The sequence below is a fragment of the Flavobacterium crassostreae genome (assembly GCF_001831475.1).
Taxonomy (GTDB): Bacteria; Bacteroidota; Bacteroidia; order Flavobacteriales; family Flavobacteriaceae; genus Flavobacterium; species Flavobacterium crassostreae.
The window spans coordinates 290696-307939 of record NZ_CP017688.1 but is presented as its reverse complement, the minus strand read 5'-3'; the positions used below and the strand labels follow the sequence as shown (position 1 = coordinate 307939).

General features: G+C 37.3%; 19 protein-coding genes and 1 tRNA gene. 16 read left to right on the top strand and 4 right to left on the bottom strand.

What is annotated here, in order from left to right; genetic code table 11:
• Nucleotides 1–157: 157 nt before the first annotated feature.
• Nucleotides 158–472 carry an HPF/RaiA family ribosome-associated protein gene (locus LB076_RS01405; RefSeq protein ID WP_066335885.1) on the top strand — a complete coding sequence of 105 codons (315 nt, stop codon included), beginning with the start codon at nt 158–160 and terminating at the stop codon, nt 470–472.
• A 92-nt stretch (nt 473–564) separates the two neighbouring features.
• Here LB076_RS01405 and LB076_RS01400 read toward each other — a convergent pair whose 3' ends face one another.
• Nucleotides 565–2151 carry a L,D-transpeptidase family protein gene (locus LB076_RS01400; protein WP_066335887.1) on the bottom strand — a complete coding sequence of 529 codons (1587 nt, stop codon included), beginning with the start codon at nt 2149–2151 and terminating at the stop codon, nt 565–567.
• 159 nt (nt 2152–2310) lie between these two features.
• Here LB076_RS01400 and LB076_RS01395 point away from each other — a divergent pair, with 159 nt between their 5' ends.
• The 7 genes from LB076_RS01395 (at nt 2311) to LB076_RS01365 (ending at nt 6730) form a co-directional block, all read left to right on the top strand.
• Nucleotides 2311–2814, top strand: a complete 504-nt coding sequence (locus LB076_RS01395; protein WP_066335889.1) for a nuclear transport factor 2 family protein — start codon at nt 2311–2313, stop codon at nt 2812–2814.
• 103 nt (nt 2815–2917) lie between these two features.
• The gene (gene trmB / locus LB076_RS01390; protein ID WP_066335895.1) at nt 2918–3595 is read left to right on the top strand and encodes a tRNA (guanosine(46)-N7)-methyltransferase TrmB; all 678 of its coding nucleotides are present in this window, start codon (nt 2918–2920) and stop codon (nt 3593–3595) included.
• 60 nt (nt 3596–3655) lie between these two features.
• Complete coding sequence (locus LB076_RS01385; RefSeq protein ID WP_335583362.1) at nt 3656–4282, top strand: LysE family transporter; 627 nt, start codon at nt 3656–3658, stop codon at nt 4280–4282.
• 11 nt (nt 4283–4293) lie between these two features.
• Nucleotides 4294–4623: an MGMT family protein gene (locus LB076_RS01380; protein WP_066336416.1), complete on the top strand. Its 330-nt coding sequence runs from the start codon at nt 4294–4296 to the stop codon at nt 4621–4623.
• Between the two features lie 214 nt (nt 4624–4837).
• Nucleotides 4838–5968 carry an Mrp/NBP35 family ATP-binding protein gene (locus tag LB076_RS01375; RefSeq protein WP_066335900.1) on the top strand — a complete coding sequence of 377 codons (1131 nt, stop codon included), beginning with the start codon at nt 4838–4840 and terminating at the stop codon, nt 5966–5968.
• 34 nt (nt 5969–6002) lie between these two features.
• A complete protein-coding gene (locus LB076_RS01370) occupies nt 6003–6242 on the top strand; it encodes a NifU family protein (protein WP_066335902.1) in 240 nt (79 codons plus the stop codon).
• 170 nt (nt 6243–6412) lie between these two features.
• A complete protein-coding gene (locus LB076_RS01365; protein WP_066335907.1) occupies nt 6413–6730 on the top strand; it encodes a 2Fe-2S iron-sulfur cluster-binding family protein in 318 nt (105 codons plus the stop codon).
• Between the two features lie 88 nt (nt 6731–6818).
• Here the strand turns inward: LB076_RS01365 and LB076_RS01360 are convergent, their stop codons facing one another.
• Together LB076_RS01360 and LB076_RS01355 are read right to left on the bottom strand one after the other, a co-directional pair.
• Complete coding sequence (locus LB076_RS01360; RefSeq protein WP_066335909.1) at nt 6819–7601, bottom strand: DUF3050 domain-containing protein; 783 nt, start codon at nt 7599–7601, stop codon at nt 6819–6821.
• A gap of 147 nt (nt 7602–7748) precedes the next feature.
• The gene (locus LB076_RS01355; RefSeq protein ID WP_066335912.1) at nt 7749–8888 is read right to left on the bottom strand and encodes an acyl-CoA dehydrogenase; all 1140 of its coding nucleotides are present in this window, start codon (nt 8886–8888) and stop codon (nt 7749–7751) included.
• 224 nt (nt 8889–9112) lie between these two features.
• On the opposite strand from LB076_RS01355, the gene LB076_RS01350 reads away from it, so the two are divergent.
• From LB076_RS01350 to LB076_RS01315, 8 genes are all read left to right on the top strand, one after another.
• Nucleotides 9113–10180, top strand: coding sequence for an anhydro-N-acetylmuramic acid kinase (locus LB076_RS01350; RefSeq protein ID WP_066335913.1), 1068 nt, complete (start codon nt 9113–9115; stop codon nt 10178–10180).
• A 107-nt stretch (nt 10181–10287) separates the two neighbouring features.
• Nucleotides 10288–10875, top strand: coding sequence for a chalcone isomerase family protein (locus LB076_RS01345; protein ID WP_066335914.1), 588 nt, complete (start codon nt 10288–10290; stop codon nt 10873–10875).
• A gap of 84 nt (nt 10876–10959) precedes the next feature.
• Nucleotides 10960–12186: a Glu/Leu/Phe/Val dehydrogenase dimerization domain-containing protein gene (locus LB076_RS01340; protein WP_066335915.1), complete on the top strand. Its 1227-nt coding sequence runs from the start codon at nt 10960–10962 to the stop codon at nt 12184–12186.
• Between the two features lie 207 nt (nt 12187–12393).
• Entirely contained in the window at nt 12394–13098 is a 705-nt protein-coding gene (locus LB076_RS01335) for a MotA/TolQ/ExbB proton channel family protein (protein WP_066335918.1), read from the top strand.
• A gap of 70 nt (nt 13099–13168) precedes the next feature.
• A complete protein-coding gene (locus tag LB076_RS01330) occupies nt 13169–13561 on the top strand; it encodes an ExbD/TolR family protein (RefSeq protein ID WP_066335922.1) in 393 nt (130 codons plus the stop codon).
• A 33-nt stretch (nt 13562–13594) separates the two neighbouring features.
• Nucleotides 13595–14392, top strand: coding sequence for an energy transducer TonB (locus LB076_RS01325; protein WP_066335929.1), 798 nt, complete (start codon nt 13595–13597; stop codon nt 14390–14392).
• Nucleotides 14393–14447: 55 nt separating this feature from the next.
• A complete protein-coding gene (locus tag LB076_RS01320; RefSeq protein WP_066335930.1) occupies nt 14448–15668 on the top strand; it encodes a bifunctional folylpolyglutamate synthase/dihydrofolate synthase in 1221 nt (406 codons plus the stop codon).
• An 87-nt stretch (nt 15669–15755) separates the two neighbouring features.
• A tRNA-Val gene (locus LB076_RS01315) sits at nt 15756–15830 on the top strand.
• 112 nt (nt 15831–15942) lie between these two features.
• On the opposite strand, the gene LB076_RS01310 is transcribed toward LB076_RS01315, so the two are convergent.
• Nucleotides 15943–17229 carry a UDP-N-acetylmuramoyl-tripeptide--D-alanyl-D-alanine ligase gene (locus LB076_RS01310; RefSeq protein ID WP_066335931.1) on the bottom strand — a complete coding sequence of 429 codons (1287 nt, stop codon included), beginning with the start codon at nt 17227–17229 and terminating at the stop codon, nt 15943–15945.
• Between the last annotated feature and the right edge of the window lie 15 nt (nt 17230–17244).

Sequence of the window (17244 nt, the reverse complement as noted above, 5' to 3'; positions counted from 1 at the left end):
CTTCCATCAGGGCTAGGGAGTAGCATTCATAACAAACCAAGAGGTCTAAATGCGCTCTATTTTGCAATTGCGTTTATTTCATAAAATTATACTAATTCCTTCGTTTTTTGGAAAGTTGTTCGTTAACTTTGAGATAATCTAAAATACATAAAACACCATGAAAATACAATTTAACACCGACAACAATATTGAAGGACACCAAAGAGTAGAAGCATACTTTGCTTCAGAACTAGAAACTGCATTAGCACGATTTGAAGACAAAATCACCCGCGTTGAGGTTCACGTAGGTGATGAAAATAGTGCCAAACCAGGAGTCAATGACAAACGTTGTTTGATAGAAGTGCGTCCTGCAAAACTACAACCAGTAGTAGTTACAGAGTATGCAGACACCGTAGAAAAAGCCTTTAGAGGTGCGTTAGACAAAATCAAGAAAACCCTAGCGACTACTTTTGAAAAACAAAAAGCATTCTAACAACAAGCAGACAAATTCTATAAAATCAAAAGGCCGCTATTTCTAAATAGCGGCCTTTTTAGTGCTGATCCAAAATGAAATATAATAGGTGTTTATTCTTCAAACAACAAAGCAGCCAATGGTGCGTCTCTATTATAAACATCCTCATAAAAATGTAACGTACCCTCAGAATCTACCCAAGACGTAAAATAACCAATAAAAACAGGTATCTTGTTTTTTAGAGTATACCACGTTTCTTTGCCACTATGCATGGCTTGATCCACTTTTTCGGGTGTCCAGTTGGTGTCTTCCTCCATGATTTTGTTGGCAAGCTGAGTCGGTTTTTCAACCCTAATACAGCCGTGGCTAAAAGCTCTTTTTTCTCTGCTAAAAAGATGTTTGGATGGCGTATCGTGCAGGTAGATAGCATTAGAGTTCGGAAACAAAAACTTAACAAGACCCAAAGAATTTCGAGGCCCAGGTTTTTGTCTGATTCTGCCGTTATTCCATTCCATATTATGCTTGGCCAGATAGTTACGGTTCTTTTTCATGGCAGGCAAAATCTCTTTTTGAATAATGCTATTTGGGACATTCCAATAAGGGCTAAAAACAATATACTTCATGGGGGCGCTAAAAATAACGGTTTTGTTGAGTGTTTTGCCTACAACCACATTAGAGGTCAGTACCACTTTTTTGTTTTTGATATACGTAAGCTCGTACGCAGGAATGTTTACCGCAATTAATTCGTTGGCTTGCGCAATGTTTTTTGAAATCCATCTACAGCGTTCCATATTTACCACAATGGTTTTTATTAATGCAGTAACTGGAGTATTTAAATCCTTAATATTTGTGGCCGAAACAAGGGTAGTAGGGTTATTGCCTCGGCTTTTTTTGAATTGCAAAACTCCCTTTGCCAAAGCGGCATCATAAACTGCACTTTTAGAATTTGTTGTTATCTCTCCAGTGGCATACAATCGGTTTCTAAGTTGGACTATGGCTTGAGCGCTATCTCCTTCTTGCAGTGTTCTTTTGTTGGCAGGCATTACAATACTATCCCAACCACCATTTTGTTCTATTTTTCGGTATTTTTTAAGATACTCTTTGAGTAAATAATATTGGCCAAACAAGTTTTTTTTGTCCTTTTTAATTTGGGTTAAATCTACCAGCAAAGAATCCGTATACATCTCATAGGATTGTTTTTCTCGAGGCAAGAACCATTCCATCTCCTCCGATTTTGCGGTGTCCAAACCATGGTACACCTTGTCAATATAAAAAAAGTATAAGGCCGTGGTGAGTAATTCGGCGTTACTATTGGGTTGTTTGGAATCTTTAGCAACTTCATAGATTAGATCAAATTCTGGCTTGTACGGAATTTTAGCAAGGATCCCTTCTTGGCCAAGGTTGTTGATTTTGTTGTGTATAACATTTGCAAATTCATTAATTCCATTTTCCGTATGCCATACATAGTGATAGCCCTGTTTTTGGTACAGATTTTTAACATCCGGTTGGTATTTTTTTAATAACGGATGGCTATCAAAGAAAGCGGCTACTTGGGTACTGTCAAACGGAAATTTGCTAGAGTCTATCTTGGCAACAGATGCTTGAGCCGCTAGAACTGGATTTGTTTTTTTTTTGCACGAGGCAAAAACAATTAAAAACAACCAAAGGAATAACATTAAATAAATAGGATATTTTTTCATGTTCATAATTTTAAAAAAAAGAATAAAGTGTTGTAAAAATACACTAAATAGACAATTAGTTCCCTATTTTTAGCGCTATAAAATTACGTAACAACTAAAAGCTATCTTTGTCAAAAAGCAGCAAAAAGCACTCATTAGTTGTATTTATAAATTTAAATCATGAAAAACAGCAGTTTATTTCTAGCCGTATTCTTTCTGTTCTCTTCTTTTAGCACAGAATGCAACAAACGGCTCTCTGAGTCCGAAAAAATTCATCAGATGCTAGACGCTTGGCATAAAGCAGCAGCGCAGGCAGATTACCAAGCATATTTTGGTAGCCTTACCGAAGATGCAATCTTTATAGGTACTGATGCTACCGAAAACTGGAGTAAGCCAGCATTTCAAGCCTATGCAAAACCTTACTTTGATCAAGGAAAAGCCTGGGATTTCAAGGCCATTATACGAAATATTTACTTTGATAAAACCGGAAAAATAGCTTGGTTTGATGAGTTGTTAGATACCCAAATGAAAATATGTCGTGGTTCTGGAGTGCTCCTAAAAACAGGAAAAACCTGGAAAATAAAGCACTACGTTTTGTCCATGACTGTACCCAATGACAACACCTCCGAAGTGGTTAAAATTAAAACCCCATTAGAAGAAGACTTGTTAAAAAAGCTAAAATAACAGCCAGTTACGGGCTTTGGATGGTTTTAAAAAAATATTTTTTAGGCTCAACCACTTCGGTCTTATTATATTTCGTTAATTTTGCCCAAATATTTTAAATAAAGTGGGAAGCAAAAATAAGTTAAAACGATTTAAGGAAAACGAAACATTTACGAACGTTTTTCAACCAACCAGAGAAGAGGTAGTAGGCGATTTGTTCCCTTTAAAAGGAAAGTGGAATACCGATTTTTTTAAAAATAACAATCCATTAATATTAGAGTTAGGCTGCGGAAAAGGAGAATACTCTGTAGGTTTAGCCCAAACCTATCCAGACAAAAATTTTGTAGGAATAGATATTAAAGGAGCCCGTTTTTGGCGTGGTGCAAAAACGGCAGTAGAAACCGGTTTGCACAATGTAGCCTTTATTAGAACCCAAATAGAATTGATTAACCATATTTTTGCAGAAAACGAAGTAGACGAAATATGGATTACTTTTCCGGATCCGCAAATCAAATACAAAAGAACCAAACACCGAATGACCAATTCGGAGTTTTTGCAATTGTACAAAAAAATACTCAAAAAAGACGGCGTAGTTAACCTTAAAACCGATAGTGAATTCATGCACGGATATACCCTTGGGTTGCTCCACGGCGAAGGCCATGAGGTATTGTATGCCAACCACAACGTATACGTAAACGAAGGAAGCCCTCATGAGGTTACTGCATTTCAAACCTTTTACGAAAAACAATATTTGCAAATTAATAAAGCAATAACCTACATTCGGTTTAAGATTAAAGAATAAAACGTATTTTTAACAAGATTAAGATTTATTTTAATGATTTATTGGTATTAGATGAACATTATGGCGCCCCTGTTTTTTGGTTTTATTACAGCAGTGATAGGGATTATTCCACCTGGATTGATCAATATGACAGCAGCAAAAGTAAACTTAAAAGAAGGACCCAAAAATGCCTTTTGGTTTATTCTAGGAGCACTTATCATTATCTTTTTTCAAACCTATGGCGCTGTTCTATTTGCAGAAATAATTAATGTACGGCCAGATATCGTTCTCTTATTGCGGGAACTGGGTTTTGGTGTTTTTGGAGCCTTAGCTATTTATTTTTTGTGGATAGCAAAAAAACCAAAACGCAAAAAAACAACCATCATCAAAAATAGCAAACGCAAACGCTTTTTTTTAGGAATGCTGCTCTCGGTTTTAAATTTTTTTCCAATACCGTACTACGTTTTTGTAACCATAACGCTTTCTTCTTACCATTTGTTTTTATTTAACACCAGCTCCATAGTTACCTTTGTAAGCGGTGTGGTATTGGGCGCAAGCTTAGTATTCTATGTGTATATTCGTTTTTTTCAAAGTATAGAAAACAAAGCAGATTACCTCCTAAAAAACATGAATCTAATAATAGGCAGCATCACCGGGATTATTGCTCTTATGACCTTGTTTAATATTATTAGATGGTATTTGCACTAAAAACACCTAAAATGGCCGAGGATAATTTTTTTCAAAAAGTATATAGTATTGCTCGTCAAATCCCTTTTGGCAAAGTAACCTCTTACGGAGCCATTGCCAAAGCACTAGGCGCCGCTAGATCCGCCCGAATGGTAGGTTGGGCAATGAATGCCTCCCACGGACTAGCAGACGTGCCAGCACATAGAGTAGTAAATCGCAACGGATTGCTTACCGGAAAAATTCATTTTGACGGAACCAATCTCATGCAGCAATTATTAGAAAGCGAAGGGATTGAGGTAGTTGACAATCAAATAATGGATTTTAAAAAACATTTCTGGGAGCCAGAAGTACGTCAGGAGTAGTTTTTAGACTCCATATACTTCTCCCCAGGACATGCCAACAACCCAAAAATCCTACTTTATACCGTATGCCGCTAGCAGCCCCAATACTGCGGGCAATAAATACACTTTAAATTCTTTAAATTAAGAACTTAATCCTTTATCTTTGTAATCTAAAATCAGATTAGATAAATACAATATTTTACCCAAAATACCAATTGATAATAGTACCATTATAATGAAATTAGATAGAAAAGAAATTCTTAAAGCTCTAGAAACAATTACTATTGCTGGCGAAGGAAAAAATATGGTCGAAAGCGGTGCCATAGCAAACGTAATCACTTTTGGAGACGAAGTAGTAGTAGACCTAGTGCTGCATACCCCAGCAATGCACATCAAAAAACGTGCAGAAGAAGACATCAAAAAAACCATTCTAGAATTGGTCTCTCCAGAGGCAAAAATCAAAATAAACAGTAAGGTACAAACCCCCGAAAAGCCAGAAATAAAAGGCAAAAGCATTCCGGGTATCAAAAACATCATTGCCGTAGCTTCCGGAAAAGGAGGCGTAGGTAAATCTACCGTTACCGCAAACCTAGCCGTATCCTTGGCCAAAATGGGTTTTAGCGTAGGTATCCTAGATGCAGATATCTATGGTCCTTCTATGCCTATTATGTTTGATGTAGAAAACGAAAAGCCAATCTCGGTTACCACAGACGGAAAATCCAAGATGAAACCAGTAGAGAGCTACGAAGTCAAAATGCTATCCATAGGCTTTTTTACAGCACCAAGTCAAGCCGTAATATGGAGAGGTCCTATGGCATCCAAGGCATTAAACCAAATGCTATTTGATGCCGATTGGGGAGAACTAGATTTTATGCTAATAGACCTACCGCCAGGCACCGGAGACATCCATTTGTCCATCATGCAATCCTTGCCGATCACCGGAGCAGTTATCGTTAGCACCCCGCAAGCAGTAGCCTTAGCAGATGCCAAAAAAGGGGTTTCGATGTTCTTGTCAGAAGCTATAAACGTCCCAGTATTAGGAATAATTGAAAACATGGCCTACTTCACGCCCGAAGAATTACCAGAAAACAAATACTATATCTTTGGCCAACAAGGCGCACAAAACCTAGCCCAAGATTTAGAAGTACCTTTTCTAGGCGAAGTACCTATCGTACAATCCATACGAGAAGCCGGAGATTATGGCCGTCCAGCAGCGTTACAGTCAGAATCCATAGTAGCCAAAGTTTTTGAAGAAATAACCAGAAACGTAGTATCCGAAACCATAAAAAGAAACGATAGCCTACCCGCTACCGAGGCCATAAAAATCACCACCATGGCAGGATGTGCAGCCGTAAAAAAACAATAAGATTTAACCACCTTAAATCTTTAAAAATAACCAAATGACAACAGAAGAATTAACCATAGAAGTTCAAAAAGCACTCGAAGAAATCCGACCATTCTTAAAATCCGACGGCGGAGACATTACCCTAGTAGCCATCGAACAAGACAAACACGTCAAGGTTAGACTAGAGGGCGCTTGTACAAGTTGTAGTGTAAACCAAATGACACTCAAGGCAGGAGTAGAAACTACTATTAAAAAATTTGCACCTCAAATAGAGACTGTTGTAAACCTATTGTAAGTATTGGGCAGGCCCCATTTTTATAAAAAGGCTAACGCAGTTTGCGTCTAGGAGCCTTCTTATAAAAATGGGTCAGGCTATCCGCGCTACTTCGGTAGCCAGCTGCTATCCTTCCTGCAATTTCGAGAACCAGACCAACACCAAATTTTAAAACCAACACCCAAAGTCCAATGGATGTATTAATAAAAATAAAAGATAGAGAAGGCATAGTGCACCAATTGCAAGCCCCAACCGATATGGCCATGAACATCATGGAATTGTGCAAAGCCTATGAGCTTCCGGTAGAAGGAACCTGTGGCGGAATGGCCATGTGTGCCTCTTGCCAATGCTACGTACTCAATGCCGTAGCTTTGCCAGAAATGGGAGAAGATGAAGAAGCCATGTTATCCGAGGCATTTTATGTAAAGTCCAACAGCCGTTTAGGATGCCAAATACCAATAACCGAATCCTTAGAAGGACTAGAGTTAGAATTGGCTCCCGAGAGTTAAAAAAAATCCCAAGAGTATCCTTTTTTACTCTTGGGATTTTTAGTATAAGTTTAAATCCAATGGTGTGGTTTGGGATTTTAAAATAATATTAAACGACAGATGTTTTTGCAGCAATAGTAGCTTCAATAGCGTCCCATAGCCCCATTCTTTTATCTAAAGCAAGGATCGAAACTTGTTCTACTTCGGCCCATTTTTGAGGGTCATTCCCACAAAGTTCTGCAATCATTTGCATTGCCATAGGGCCGTGTTCATCCGCATCCAATGCAATATGTCTTTCAAAATAATAGATCAATTTGTCTAAATTAGTATCCGGAAAATTGTCCTGAAAATTTTTTAAAATAGCCGTAAACATACTCGGGATTAAATCTTCTCTACCAAAAGTAAAAGCTGCCGCAATTTCATGCGGTGCGCCTTCTTCAATTACTCTAAAGGTAAAGTCCAAAAAAGCTTTGATGTTAGGATGTAAGTTACTGGTTTTTATGGCAACAAATATATTTTGTAAAGAATGAATTTGGGACAAAAAAAGTTCTATTTCAGAGGTATCTGCGCCACATTCCTGCATGGCTTCAATATACATTTCGTAATGACTTTGGCGTCGGCCATCGCTACTTAAATCCGACTCTTCGGCAAGTACAATTTCATTGATTAAATAACGAGTTTCGGGATTTTTGGTAGCAAACCAAGGAGTAGTAGTGCAGGTCAACTTGGATTGCAATGCTTTTAATAAAGACATAAAATCCCATACTGCATACACATGGTTTTCAACAAAACATCTTAAATCCGGAACCGTTTTTACTTTTTTATATAATGGGTGCTGCAACAACGCCTCTTTTTGAGGTTGGATTTTGTTGTTGATATTCTCAATGGTCATAGGTTTTTATTTTGAGCAAAGATAAAAAAGCTTCTTGTTTCGAGTGCGCTTTTAGAATCAATTTTGTTTTTTTTATAAATAAAGTATTCGATACCTTTTTGCAAAAGCATTTTTTAGAATGGTATAGAGCCACTTTCTCGCTATTCACTAATCTAGTAAGGTTCTAGAGATTACAATGCGTTGGATCTCTGAGGTGCCTTCGTATATTTGTGTGATTTTGGCATCACGCATCATTCTCTCCACATGGTATTCTGACACATAGCCATTGCCGCCATGGATTTGTACCGCTTCAATAGTGGTGTCCATTGCCGTTTGGGAAGCAAATAATTTAGCCATTGCTCCAGACTGCGAAATATCCATGCCTGCATCTTTTTCAAAAGCAGCTTTAAAACACAGCATTTTGGCTGCCGTTATTTGGGTAGCCATATCGGCTAGTTTAAACGCAATTGCCTGGTGTTTAAAAATTGGTTTTCCAAAGGTTTCTCTTTCTTGAGAATATTTTAGAGCCAACTCATAAGCGCCTGTAGCAATGCCAAGTGCTTGTGAGGCAATTCCAATTCTTCCACCATTTAATACCGCCATGGCAAAGTGAAACCCAAATCCATCGGCGCCAATTCGGTTTTCTTTAGGAACTTTCACATCGTTAAACAGCAAGGAATGGGTGTCAGAACCTCGGATGCCCATTTTTTTCTCCTTTGGGCCAATTGCAAAACCATCCCAGCCTTTTTCTACGATAAAAGCATTGATGCCTTTGTGTCCTTTGTCTACATCGGTTTGTGCAATTACGATATAGGTACTTGCAGAGCTTCCATTGGTTATCCAATTTTTGGTTCCGTTTAGCAAATAATAATCACCTTTGTCTATGGCAGTTGTTTTTTGGGAAGTAGCATCCGATCCTGCCTCGGGTTCGGATAAACAAAATGCCCCAAGAACGTCTCCTTTTGCTAACGGAACCAAATATTTTTGTTTTTGTTCTTCGTTGCAATATTTTTCTAAACCAGCGCAAACTAAAGAATTGTTTACAGACATGATTACTGCCGCCGAAGCATCAATTTTAGAAATTTCGGATATAGCCAATACATACGAGACACTATCCAGACCAGAACCACCATATTTTGGGTCTACCATCATTCCTAAAAAACCAAGTGCAGCCATTTTTGTGACTTGTTCTGTAGGGAATTGGGATTTTTCATCTCTCTCAATTACACCAGGTAGAAGTTCGCTTTTGGCAAAATCTCTAGCGGCTTGTTGAATCATTAACTGCTCTTCGGTCAAATTAAAATCCATAGTAGTGTTTTTTAGTAATTAAACATTGTAATTAGGTATTGCTTTATAGTGGTATAATTTGCAAAGTTTTTAGTGTAATTTTGGTTTTACATTTAGGGCATTTGCAAGGGCTTAAGGCATTTTGTTTTGAGGCGGATCCAAAAACGTCTTGGTTTTGTTAGTAGCAAGTATCCAAAGATACTTTTTTCTGTTGAGGTTTTCAATAGTGATTTAATTTTTGATTTATGAAAAAAGAATATTTTAATGTAATAGGAGTAATGTCTGGAACCTCCTTAGATGGAGTAGATTTGGCGCATATAGCGTTTTCGGTTTGTCAAGATAGCTGGTCTTTTGTAATCAAAGCAGCCCAAACGGTTGGCTATAGTGCCGATTGGGTTACGGATTTAAAACAAGCCGTAAACTACTCTGCTCAACAATTGCAAGAGCTAGACGTGCGCTACACGGTTTTGCTGGCGGAAACCATTTCTAGTTTTATAGCACAACACCAAATTGAGAATCTTGACGCAGTATGTTCTCACGGCCATACTATTTTGCACCAACCTCAAAATGGCATCACCCTACAAATAGGCAATCTTCCTGTTATTGCCTCACTGATTGGTCAGAGGGTAGTTTGTGATTTTAGGATCCAGGATGTAAAATTGGGCGGACAAGGCGCGCCATTAGTTCCCATTGGAGATGCAATATTGTTCTCAGAGTATGACTATTGTATCAACCTGGGCGGGTTCTCTAATGTTTCTTTTAGGGCAAACAACCAGCAATTGGCTTTTGATATCTCGCCGGTAAATACAGTGCTGAATTTGTATGCCAATCAATTGGGATACGCTTATGATGACAAAGGCGCTTTGGCAAAACAAGGCAAAGTGCATCAAGAGCTATTGATGCGATTAAACGCATTGGATTTTTATAAAAAACAACCCCCAAAATCCCTAGGCTTAGAGTTTGTGAATCAAGTTATTTTGCCTATTATTGAGTCCTATCCTTTAACACAAGTAGATAAGTTAAAGACCTTTACCATTCATGTGGCACATCAGATAGCAATGGCGCTCCCTCCAAAAAAAGGACGTTTGTTGCTAACAGGTGGAGGAGCATATAATGCCTATTTGGTATCTTGCTTGCAAGATGTTTTGCCAGAATTAGAAATAATTTTGCCAGAAAAAGAAATTATAGAATATAAAGAAGCCTTGATTTTTGGTCTCTTAGGGGTTTTGAAATTACAAAATAAAAATAATGTGCTCAAAAGCGTCACTGGAGCAATTAAAGATCATAGTTCTGGCATGATTTATGAATATTGAATTTTGTGCATTTGTTTGGCAACCAATTTTAGGACTCTTTTTTTTAAGAAGGATTAAAAATTATAGATTACTTTTGCGCTCAAAATAAAACAATTTAAAATTCTAGTATGAAAAAACGATTATCTCTATTTACATTACTCATGGCATTGCAATTTACAGTAGCAACTGCACAAAAGAAATTTGTTGTCAACGGTGTTGAAATTCCTAGAACATTAGAGTTCAAAGAAAAAAAAATGGCCTTAAATGGCATTGGGCAACGTTCCAAATTTTTTAAAGATCTCTACATACAAGCACTATATTTAACACAACTGTCTCAAGATCCCAAACAAATATTGGCTAGCGAAACAGAAATGGCCATCACGTTGCATATCACTTCGGGTTTAATTAGTTCTAAAAAACTATCTAAAGCTTTGGCAAAAGGAATGGAAAAATCAGTTGGAAAAGTAGGTATTAGAAGATTTAGAAATGAACTCCGAGAATTAAAAGATTTGTTAAGCACCGAAGAAACCAAAGTAGGAGATGTCTTTGAGTTAACCTTTAACCCATTGGATGCATCTATTTGGATTAATAAAAACAACGATTATAAAGGAAAAATCACAGGTTTAGAGTTCAAAAAAGCTTTTTTTGGAATTTGGTTATCTGAGGATCCAGTCGATAAAGATTTAAAAAATGATTTATTAGGGATACGTAAATAACACTATCAAGCGGTGATTTTTGTGTTTTTATAGCTGCTTTGCATTATTGGTTTTTTATATTTACAAAATATATAACCTAAGATAATGAAAGAGTTACTAAATAAATTTGAGAATAAACAACCTGAGATTGTTTTTCACTGGAACGATTCTGAATCAGAAGCCGAAGGTTGGGTGGTGATTAACTCCTTAAGAGGTGGGGCTGCTGGTGGCGGTACACGAATGAGAAAAGGCTTGGATAAAAACGAGGTACTCTCTTTGGCCAAAACCATGGAAGTGAAATTTACGGTATCCGGACCTGCAATTGGTGGGGCCAAATCTGGAATAAATTTTGATCCAAATGACCCCCGAAAAAAAGCCGTATTACAGCGTTGGTATAAAGCGGTTTCGCCTTTACTAAAAAGTTATTATGGTACCGGTGGTGATTTAAATGTAGACGAAATACATGAAGTAATCCCCATGACCGAGCAATGTGGAGTTTGGCATCCGCAAGAGGGTGTTTTTAACGGTCATTTTAGACCCACTGAGGCAGACAAGATCAATAGAATTGGCCAATTAAGGCAAGGAGTGGTTAAGGTAATTGAGAATCCACAATTTTCTCCAGATGTTGCTCACAAATATACCATTGCAGACATGATAACAGGTTATGGTGTAGCCAAGGCAGTACAGCATTATTACACTATTTATGGCGGAGAGATAAAAGGAAAAAAAGCCATTGTGCAAGGATTTGGAAACGTTGGATCTGCCGCGGCATTTTATCTAGCCGATATGGGCGTCAAGATTGTAGGAATTATTGACCGAGAAGGAGGTCTAATTAATAAAGACGGTTTTTCATTTGAAGCCATAAAACAATTGTTCTTAGCCAAAAATGGCAACCAATTAGTTGCTCCAGAATTGTTGTCTTTTGATGCAATTAACCGCCAGATTTGGACCATAGGAGCAGAGATATTTGCACCATGTGCTGCCTCTAGACTAGTGCAACAAGAACAAATTAACAGCCTTATAAGTAACGGGCTCGAAGTAATATCTTGTGGTGCTAATGTTCCTTTTGCAGACAAAGAAATTTTCTTTGGATCCATCATGGAAGATGTAGATAACAAAGTGAGCCTTATTCCGGATTTTATTTCCAATTGTGGGATGGCAAGGGTATTTGCTTATTTTATGGAGAAGAAAGTATTAATGACAGACGAAGCCATTTTTGCGGATGCCTCACAAACCATCCAAAACGCATTAATCAAAGCCCATGCGGCAAGTTCGAGCAAAACTAAAATTAGCGCCACTGCGTTCGAGATAGCTTTAAAACAACTGATTTAATTAAACGATTTGTTTTAAAGCAGCCATAAGAGTTGGATGTGTTTTTAAATATATCCAGCTTTTTTTATAGCAACACTAATCTTAGTACTACCGCTGTTGTTGTTGGATTATTAAAGAGTGGCACAAGTTAGCCGTTTCTTTTTTTATAGATAAAAAAAGAAGCAATTTTTATAATATATTAGCGTTTCATTACTAAATAATAATTGTATGAGTTTAATGTTACAAGCAGACACTTTGTCTGTAGCAAAAGAAAGTTTAGCAGAGGCAGTACCCGTTGAAAAAACGTTGTCTATTATAGAATTATTAACCAGTGGGGGATTAGCAGGTCAGCTTATTATGTCTGCTTTGTTTATCATGTTCTTTGTGGCACTTTATCTCTATTTTGAAAGATTGATGGCTATTAATGCTGCCTCCAAGATAGATAGTACTTTTATGAGTCAAATAAGAGAAAACATTAGAAACGGGCGTATTGACAATGCCAAGATGCTTTGTGCGCACTCCAAATCTCCCGTAGGGAGATTGATCGAAAAAGGAATATCCAGAATAGGCAAGCCCTTGGACGATATAAATACTGCCATAGAAAACGCAGGCAAGCTAGAGATTTATAAGTTAGAAAAGAATGTCAGTATGTTGGCTACTATTTCTGGAGCAGGTCCAATGACTGGTTTCTTAGGGACGGTAGTAGGGATGATCCAGGCTTTTCATAAAATGGCAAGCGGCGGTGGTCAAATAGAAGTAGGAGCACTCTCGGAAGGAATTTATACCGCAATGACCACTACTGTGGTAGGATTAGTAGTAGGGATTATTGCCTATGTAGGATACAACCATTTAGTTGTTAAGACCGATAAAATTGTACATCAGATGGAAGCCAATGCAGTAGATTTTTTAGACTTACTGAATGATCCTGCCTAAGAGACATCTGGTTTAATGCCAGGTTATGCCTCCCGATTTACTATTCTAAAAACAACCAACCTATTTTAACATGAATTTACGAGGAAGAAATAAAGTTAGTCCAGAATTCAATATGTCTTCTATGACCGATATTGTTTTTTTGTTGCTAATTTTCTTTATGCTAACATCTACTATGGTAACCACCAATGCCCTGGATTTAGTATTGCCTAAAGCAAAAGGAAAAACCAATAGCAATAAAAATATAGCGGTAAGTATAACTAAAAAGTTAGAATTTTTTATAGACAAAGAACCTATTGCTGAAGCAGATTTAGAGTCAAAATTGCTTGCCATATTTGGTTCAGATAGTACCAAAGCTATAATTTTAAGAGCAGAAGAAGGGGTTCCAATTGAGAAAGCAGTACAGGTGTTAGATATAGCAAACAGAAATCAAATTAAAGTAGTTCTAGCAGTCAGACCCAAGTAAGCTAGAGTTGTAATCCAAAAGAAGTACTATTTCATGAAATATTTAGAAACAAAAGAAGAGAAAAAATCCTTTGCCATCACATCCGTGCTTTTTGTGATTCTGTTTATTTTGTTTTTTTATTTAGGATTAACCTCTTTAGATCCACCACCCGAAAACGGAATTGCCATCAATTTTGGAACCACAGAATTTGGTTCTGGAGACAAACAACCCACTGAAGCCATAGCGTCTGCTCCACAACCAACGGCTGCAAAACAAGCCGCATCCAGTGAAGATGAGGTGCTTTCTCAAAACACCCAAGATGCTGTAGTTATGAAAGAGGTTAAAAAAGCAAAACCCACCAAAGAAACTGCCAAAGAAGAAGAAAAACCCAAGTCCAAAGAAAGTCCAAAGCCGTCCAAGAGTACTTCGGATGCCTTATCTAGTTTGATCAATGGCCCAAAATCTGACGGAAAAGCAGCTGGAGGCGAAGGAAATGATACTGCGCCAGGGGACAAAGGGAGTTTAAATGGCAATCCATACGCGAATAGCTATTATGGCTCAGGATCCGGTTCCGGAACCGGAAATGGTTGGGGACTAAACGGAAGAACGATTAGCTCCCGAGGAAAAGAAATGCAAAAATGCAATGAATTTGGGACCGTAGTGGTTCAGATTACCGTAAACCGTAGCGGAAATGTAATAGGAGCAAAATATACCAAAGGAACCACCAATACCAACCCTTGTTTGGTAGAACCAGCATTGGCTACAGCCCGAAAATATAAGTGGCAAGCCGATGTAAATGCTCCAGAAAACCAGATTGGGTTTATTACCGTAAACTTTAAGTTAGGAGAATAAGTTTTTTTCTAAACGTATAGCTCCATGCTTTATTCTATAATTTAATTAGTACCAAATGAATTACCAAGAAACTATAAATTGGATGTTCCAGCAACTTCCTATGTATCAGCTTCAGGGAGCTTCGGCTTATAAAAAAGATTTATCCAACACGTATTTGTGGATGGACCACTTAAAAAATCCAGACAAAGCCATGCCATTTATTCATGTGGCAGGCACCAATGGTAAAGGATCCACCTCGCACATGTTGGCTTCTGTACTGCAAGAGGCAGGCTATAAGGTGGGACTTTATACCTCTCCACATTTAAAAGATTTTAGAGAACGAATACGAATAAATGGAAAGGTTATTTCTGAGGATTTTGTATGTAGTTTTATCCATGAAAACCAACGTTTTTTTGAAGCCAATGATCTTAGTTTTTTTGAAATGAGCGTTGGTCTAGCTTTGGATTATTTTTTGAAAGAAGCAGTAGATATTGCCATAATAGAAGTTGGTATGGGAGGTAGACTAGATGCCACAAACACGATAACTCCATTAGTTTCTGTAATTACGAATATTGGCTTGGATCATACCCAGTTTTTAGGAAATACCTTGGCTGTAATTGCGCAAGAAAAAGCAGGTATTATAAAGCCCAACACAGCAGTGGTAATTGGAGAGTACACTCTGGAGACTAAAAAAGTTTTTCAATCGGTAGCACAAGAAAAACAAGCAGCAATCTATTTTGCGGCAGATACCATTGCTCAAACATTGCCATCGGATTTATTAGGAGATTATCAGGTTAATAACATAAAAACAGTTTTGCAAACTCTTGCAATTATAAACCAGCAAAATAAATTTGTTGTATCCGATACTTCTATAAAAAAAGGACTCTTAAAAGTGGTTCAAAATACCTCTTTGCAAGGGAGGTGGCAGCAACTTCAATCCCAGCCAAAAGTAATTGCAGATACAGCACATAATAAAAATGGCCTAGAACTTGTTTTTAATCAAGTTCAGAAAGAAAACTTTAAACAACTACATGTTGTTTTTGGTGTGGTTCAGGACAAAAATTTAGATGAAATACTTCCGATACTTCCAACGGATGCAATTTATTATTTTTCTAAACCAAATAATCCGCGTGGCTTAGAAGCAGTAGTTTTATCTCAAAAAGCACGTAGATATGGCTTGTTTGGAGGTGTATATGATTCTGTTGCAAATGCTTATGCTGCGGCAAATGCTAGGGCGGATAAAGAAGATTTTATATATATAGGAGGGAGTACTTTTGTGGTTGCAGAAATTTTATAAAATTTTTTAGTTTTATGCTTGTATATTCAAAAAACAGTCTTATATTTGCACTCGCAATAAGGAAATGAAAACAACTAAGTTGCATTAGGGCGATTAGCTCAGCTGGTTCAGAGCACCTCGTTTACACCGAGGGGGTCGGGGGTTCGAACCCCTCATCGCCCACAAAATCAAAACTCCAAAATTTATTTTGGAGTTTTTTTTAAAAAATATTTTAAAAATGAAAAAGCCATCAAAATTAAATTTTGATGGCTTTTTCATTTTAATTCAGATTGCTTTAATTCAGGTATTCTAAAGTTCGTTCTAATGCCATGCCTCTAGATCCTTTGATCAATAGATTAGCGTTGGTGATTTTGCCTTTCTTTAGGTAGCTTTTAAAATCCTCAAAAGATTTGTAAAATACAAAATGTGGTACGTTGGTTTTACAATCGTAAAAAGCTTCGCCTATAAAAAAACACGTAACTTCCGTGTTGCCTAAAAGAGAGTCTACTAAGGCTTGGTGTTCTTCTTTGCTTTGGGTCCCGAGTTCAAACATATCACCTAAAATTAGAAACTTATTTGTAGTGTCTAGTTGTAAGAAATTTGCCACTGCCACTACCATGCTGCTAGGGTTAGCGTTGTAGGCATCTAGTATAATTTGATTGCTGCCTTTAGGGATTAGCTGGGACCGGTTATTGTTGGGTGTGTATGTTTCTAGAGCTTCCTGAATGCTCGTTGCTGTTATTTTAAAGTAAGTACCTATACTTATTGCTGCGGCAATATTATAGGCGTTGTAGAGGCCGATTAATTGTGTTTTTATGGTATGGTTGCTATATTTGATTGTTACAAAAGGAGCAGCGTGAATCTCTAGTAGGTTTATATCGGCGGTAGTATTGTTGGTTCCAAAGCAGTAACTTTGGATGGACTTTGTTTTCTCAACCTGAATGGGATCGTCTAGATTTAAAAAAACCATTTTTTTATTCTTAGCTAAATAGCTATACATTTCGCTTTTACCTTCAATTACACCTGCTTCGCCACCAAAGCCTTCTAAATGTGCCTTGCCAAAATTAGTAATGTAGCCATAATCTGGAGTAGCTAATTCGCATAAAAAGGCAATTTCTTTTTTATGGTTAGCGCCCATTTCAACAATGCCGATTTCGGTCTCTGAGTTGAAAGATAGTAGTGTTAGGGGAACTCCAATATGGTTGTTTAGATTTCCGAGTGTTGCTACAGTCCGAAATTTTTTTGAAAGCACAGTGTATAAAAGTTCTTTTGTGGTGGTTTTTCCGTTACTTCCTGTTAAGGCTATGATGGGGAGTTTTAGGTAGTCTCTATGGTATTTGGCTAATTCTTGCAGCGCTATTAGGCTGTCTTTTACTAAAATTGTACGCGCATCAATGTAATAGTCTTTATTATCAATTAGTACGTATTTTGCACCTTTATTTAGTGCTTCTTCTGCAAAAGTATTGGCGTCAAAATGAATTCCTTTTATAGCTATAAATAAGGAATTGACTTCAATTTTCCGGGTGTCTATGGAAACGGATTTGCATTTTAAAAATAACTCATGAATGTGATTTGTATCCATCAAAAAAGGGTTAAA

Excerpts from the sequence above, each read along its gene's own strand:
- LB076_RS01405 (WP_066335885.1), top strand. The coding sequence starts at position 158 with ATGAAAATACAATTTAACACCGACAACAATATTGAAGGACACCAAAGA.
- LB076_RS01400 (WP_066335887.1), bottom strand. The coding sequence starts at position 2,151 with ATGAAAAAATATCCTATTTATTTAATGTTATTCCTTTGGTTGTTTTTA.
- LB076_RS01395 (WP_066335889.1), top strand. The coding sequence starts at position 2,311 with ATGAAAAACAGCAGTTTATTTCTAGCCGTATTCTTTCTGTTCTCTTCT.
- LB076_RS01385 (WP_335583362.1), top strand. The coding sequence starts at position 3,656 with ATGGCGCCCCTGTTTTTTGGTTTTATTACAGCAGTGATAGGGATTATT.
- LB076_RS01380 (WP_066336416.1), top strand. The coding sequence starts at position 4,294 with ATGGCCGAGGATAATTTTTTTCAAAAAGTATATAGTATTGCTCGTCAA.
- LB076_RS01375 (WP_066335900.1), top strand. The coding sequence starts at position 4,838 with ATGAAATTAGATAGAAAAGAAATTCTTAAAGCTCTAGAAACAATTACT.
- LB076_RS01370 (WP_066335902.1), top strand. The coding sequence starts at position 6,003 with ATGACAACAGAAGAATTAACCATAGAAGTTCAAAAAGCACTCGAAGAA.
- LB076_RS01365 (WP_066335907.1), top strand. The coding sequence starts at position 6,413 with ATGGATGTATTAATAAAAATAAAAGATAGAGAAGGCATAGTGCACCAA.
- LB076_RS01360 (WP_066335909.1), bottom strand. The coding sequence starts at position 7,601 with ATGACCATTGAGAATATCAACAACAAAATCCAACCTCAAAAAGAGGCG.
- LB076_RS01355 (WP_066335912.1), bottom strand. The coding sequence starts at position 8,888 with ATGGATTTTAATTTGACCGAAGAGCAGTTAATGATTCAACAAGCCGCT.
- LB076_RS01350 (WP_066335913.1), top strand. The coding sequence starts at position 9,113 with ATGAAAAAAGAATATTTTAATGTAATAGGAGTAATGTCTGGAACCTCC.
- LB076_RS01345 (WP_066335914.1), top strand. The coding sequence starts at position 10,288 with ATGAAAAAACGATTATCTCTATTTACATTACTCATGGCATTGCAATTT.
- LB076_RS01340 (WP_066335915.1), top strand. The coding sequence starts at position 10,960 with ATGAAAGAGTTACTAAATAAATTTGAGAATAAACAACCTGAGATTGTT.
- LB076_RS01335 (WP_066335918.1), top strand. The coding sequence starts at position 12,394 with ATGAGTTTAATGTTACAAGCAGACACTTTGTCTGTAGCAAAAGAAAGT.
- LB076_RS01330 (WP_066335922.1), top strand. The coding sequence starts at position 13,169 with ATGAATTTACGAGGAAGAAATAAAGTTAGTCCAGAATTCAATATGTCT.
- LB076_RS01325 (WP_066335929.1), top strand. The coding sequence starts at position 13,595 with ATGAAATATTTAGAAACAAAAGAAGAGAAAAAATCCTTTGCCATCACA.
- LB076_RS01320 (WP_066335930.1), top strand. The coding sequence starts at position 14,448 with ATGAATTACCAAGAAACTATAAATTGGATGTTCCAGCAACTTCCTATG.
- LB076_RS01310 (WP_066335931.1), bottom strand. The coding sequence starts at position 17,229 with ATGGATACAAATCACATTCATGAGTTATTTTTAAAATGCAAATCCGTT.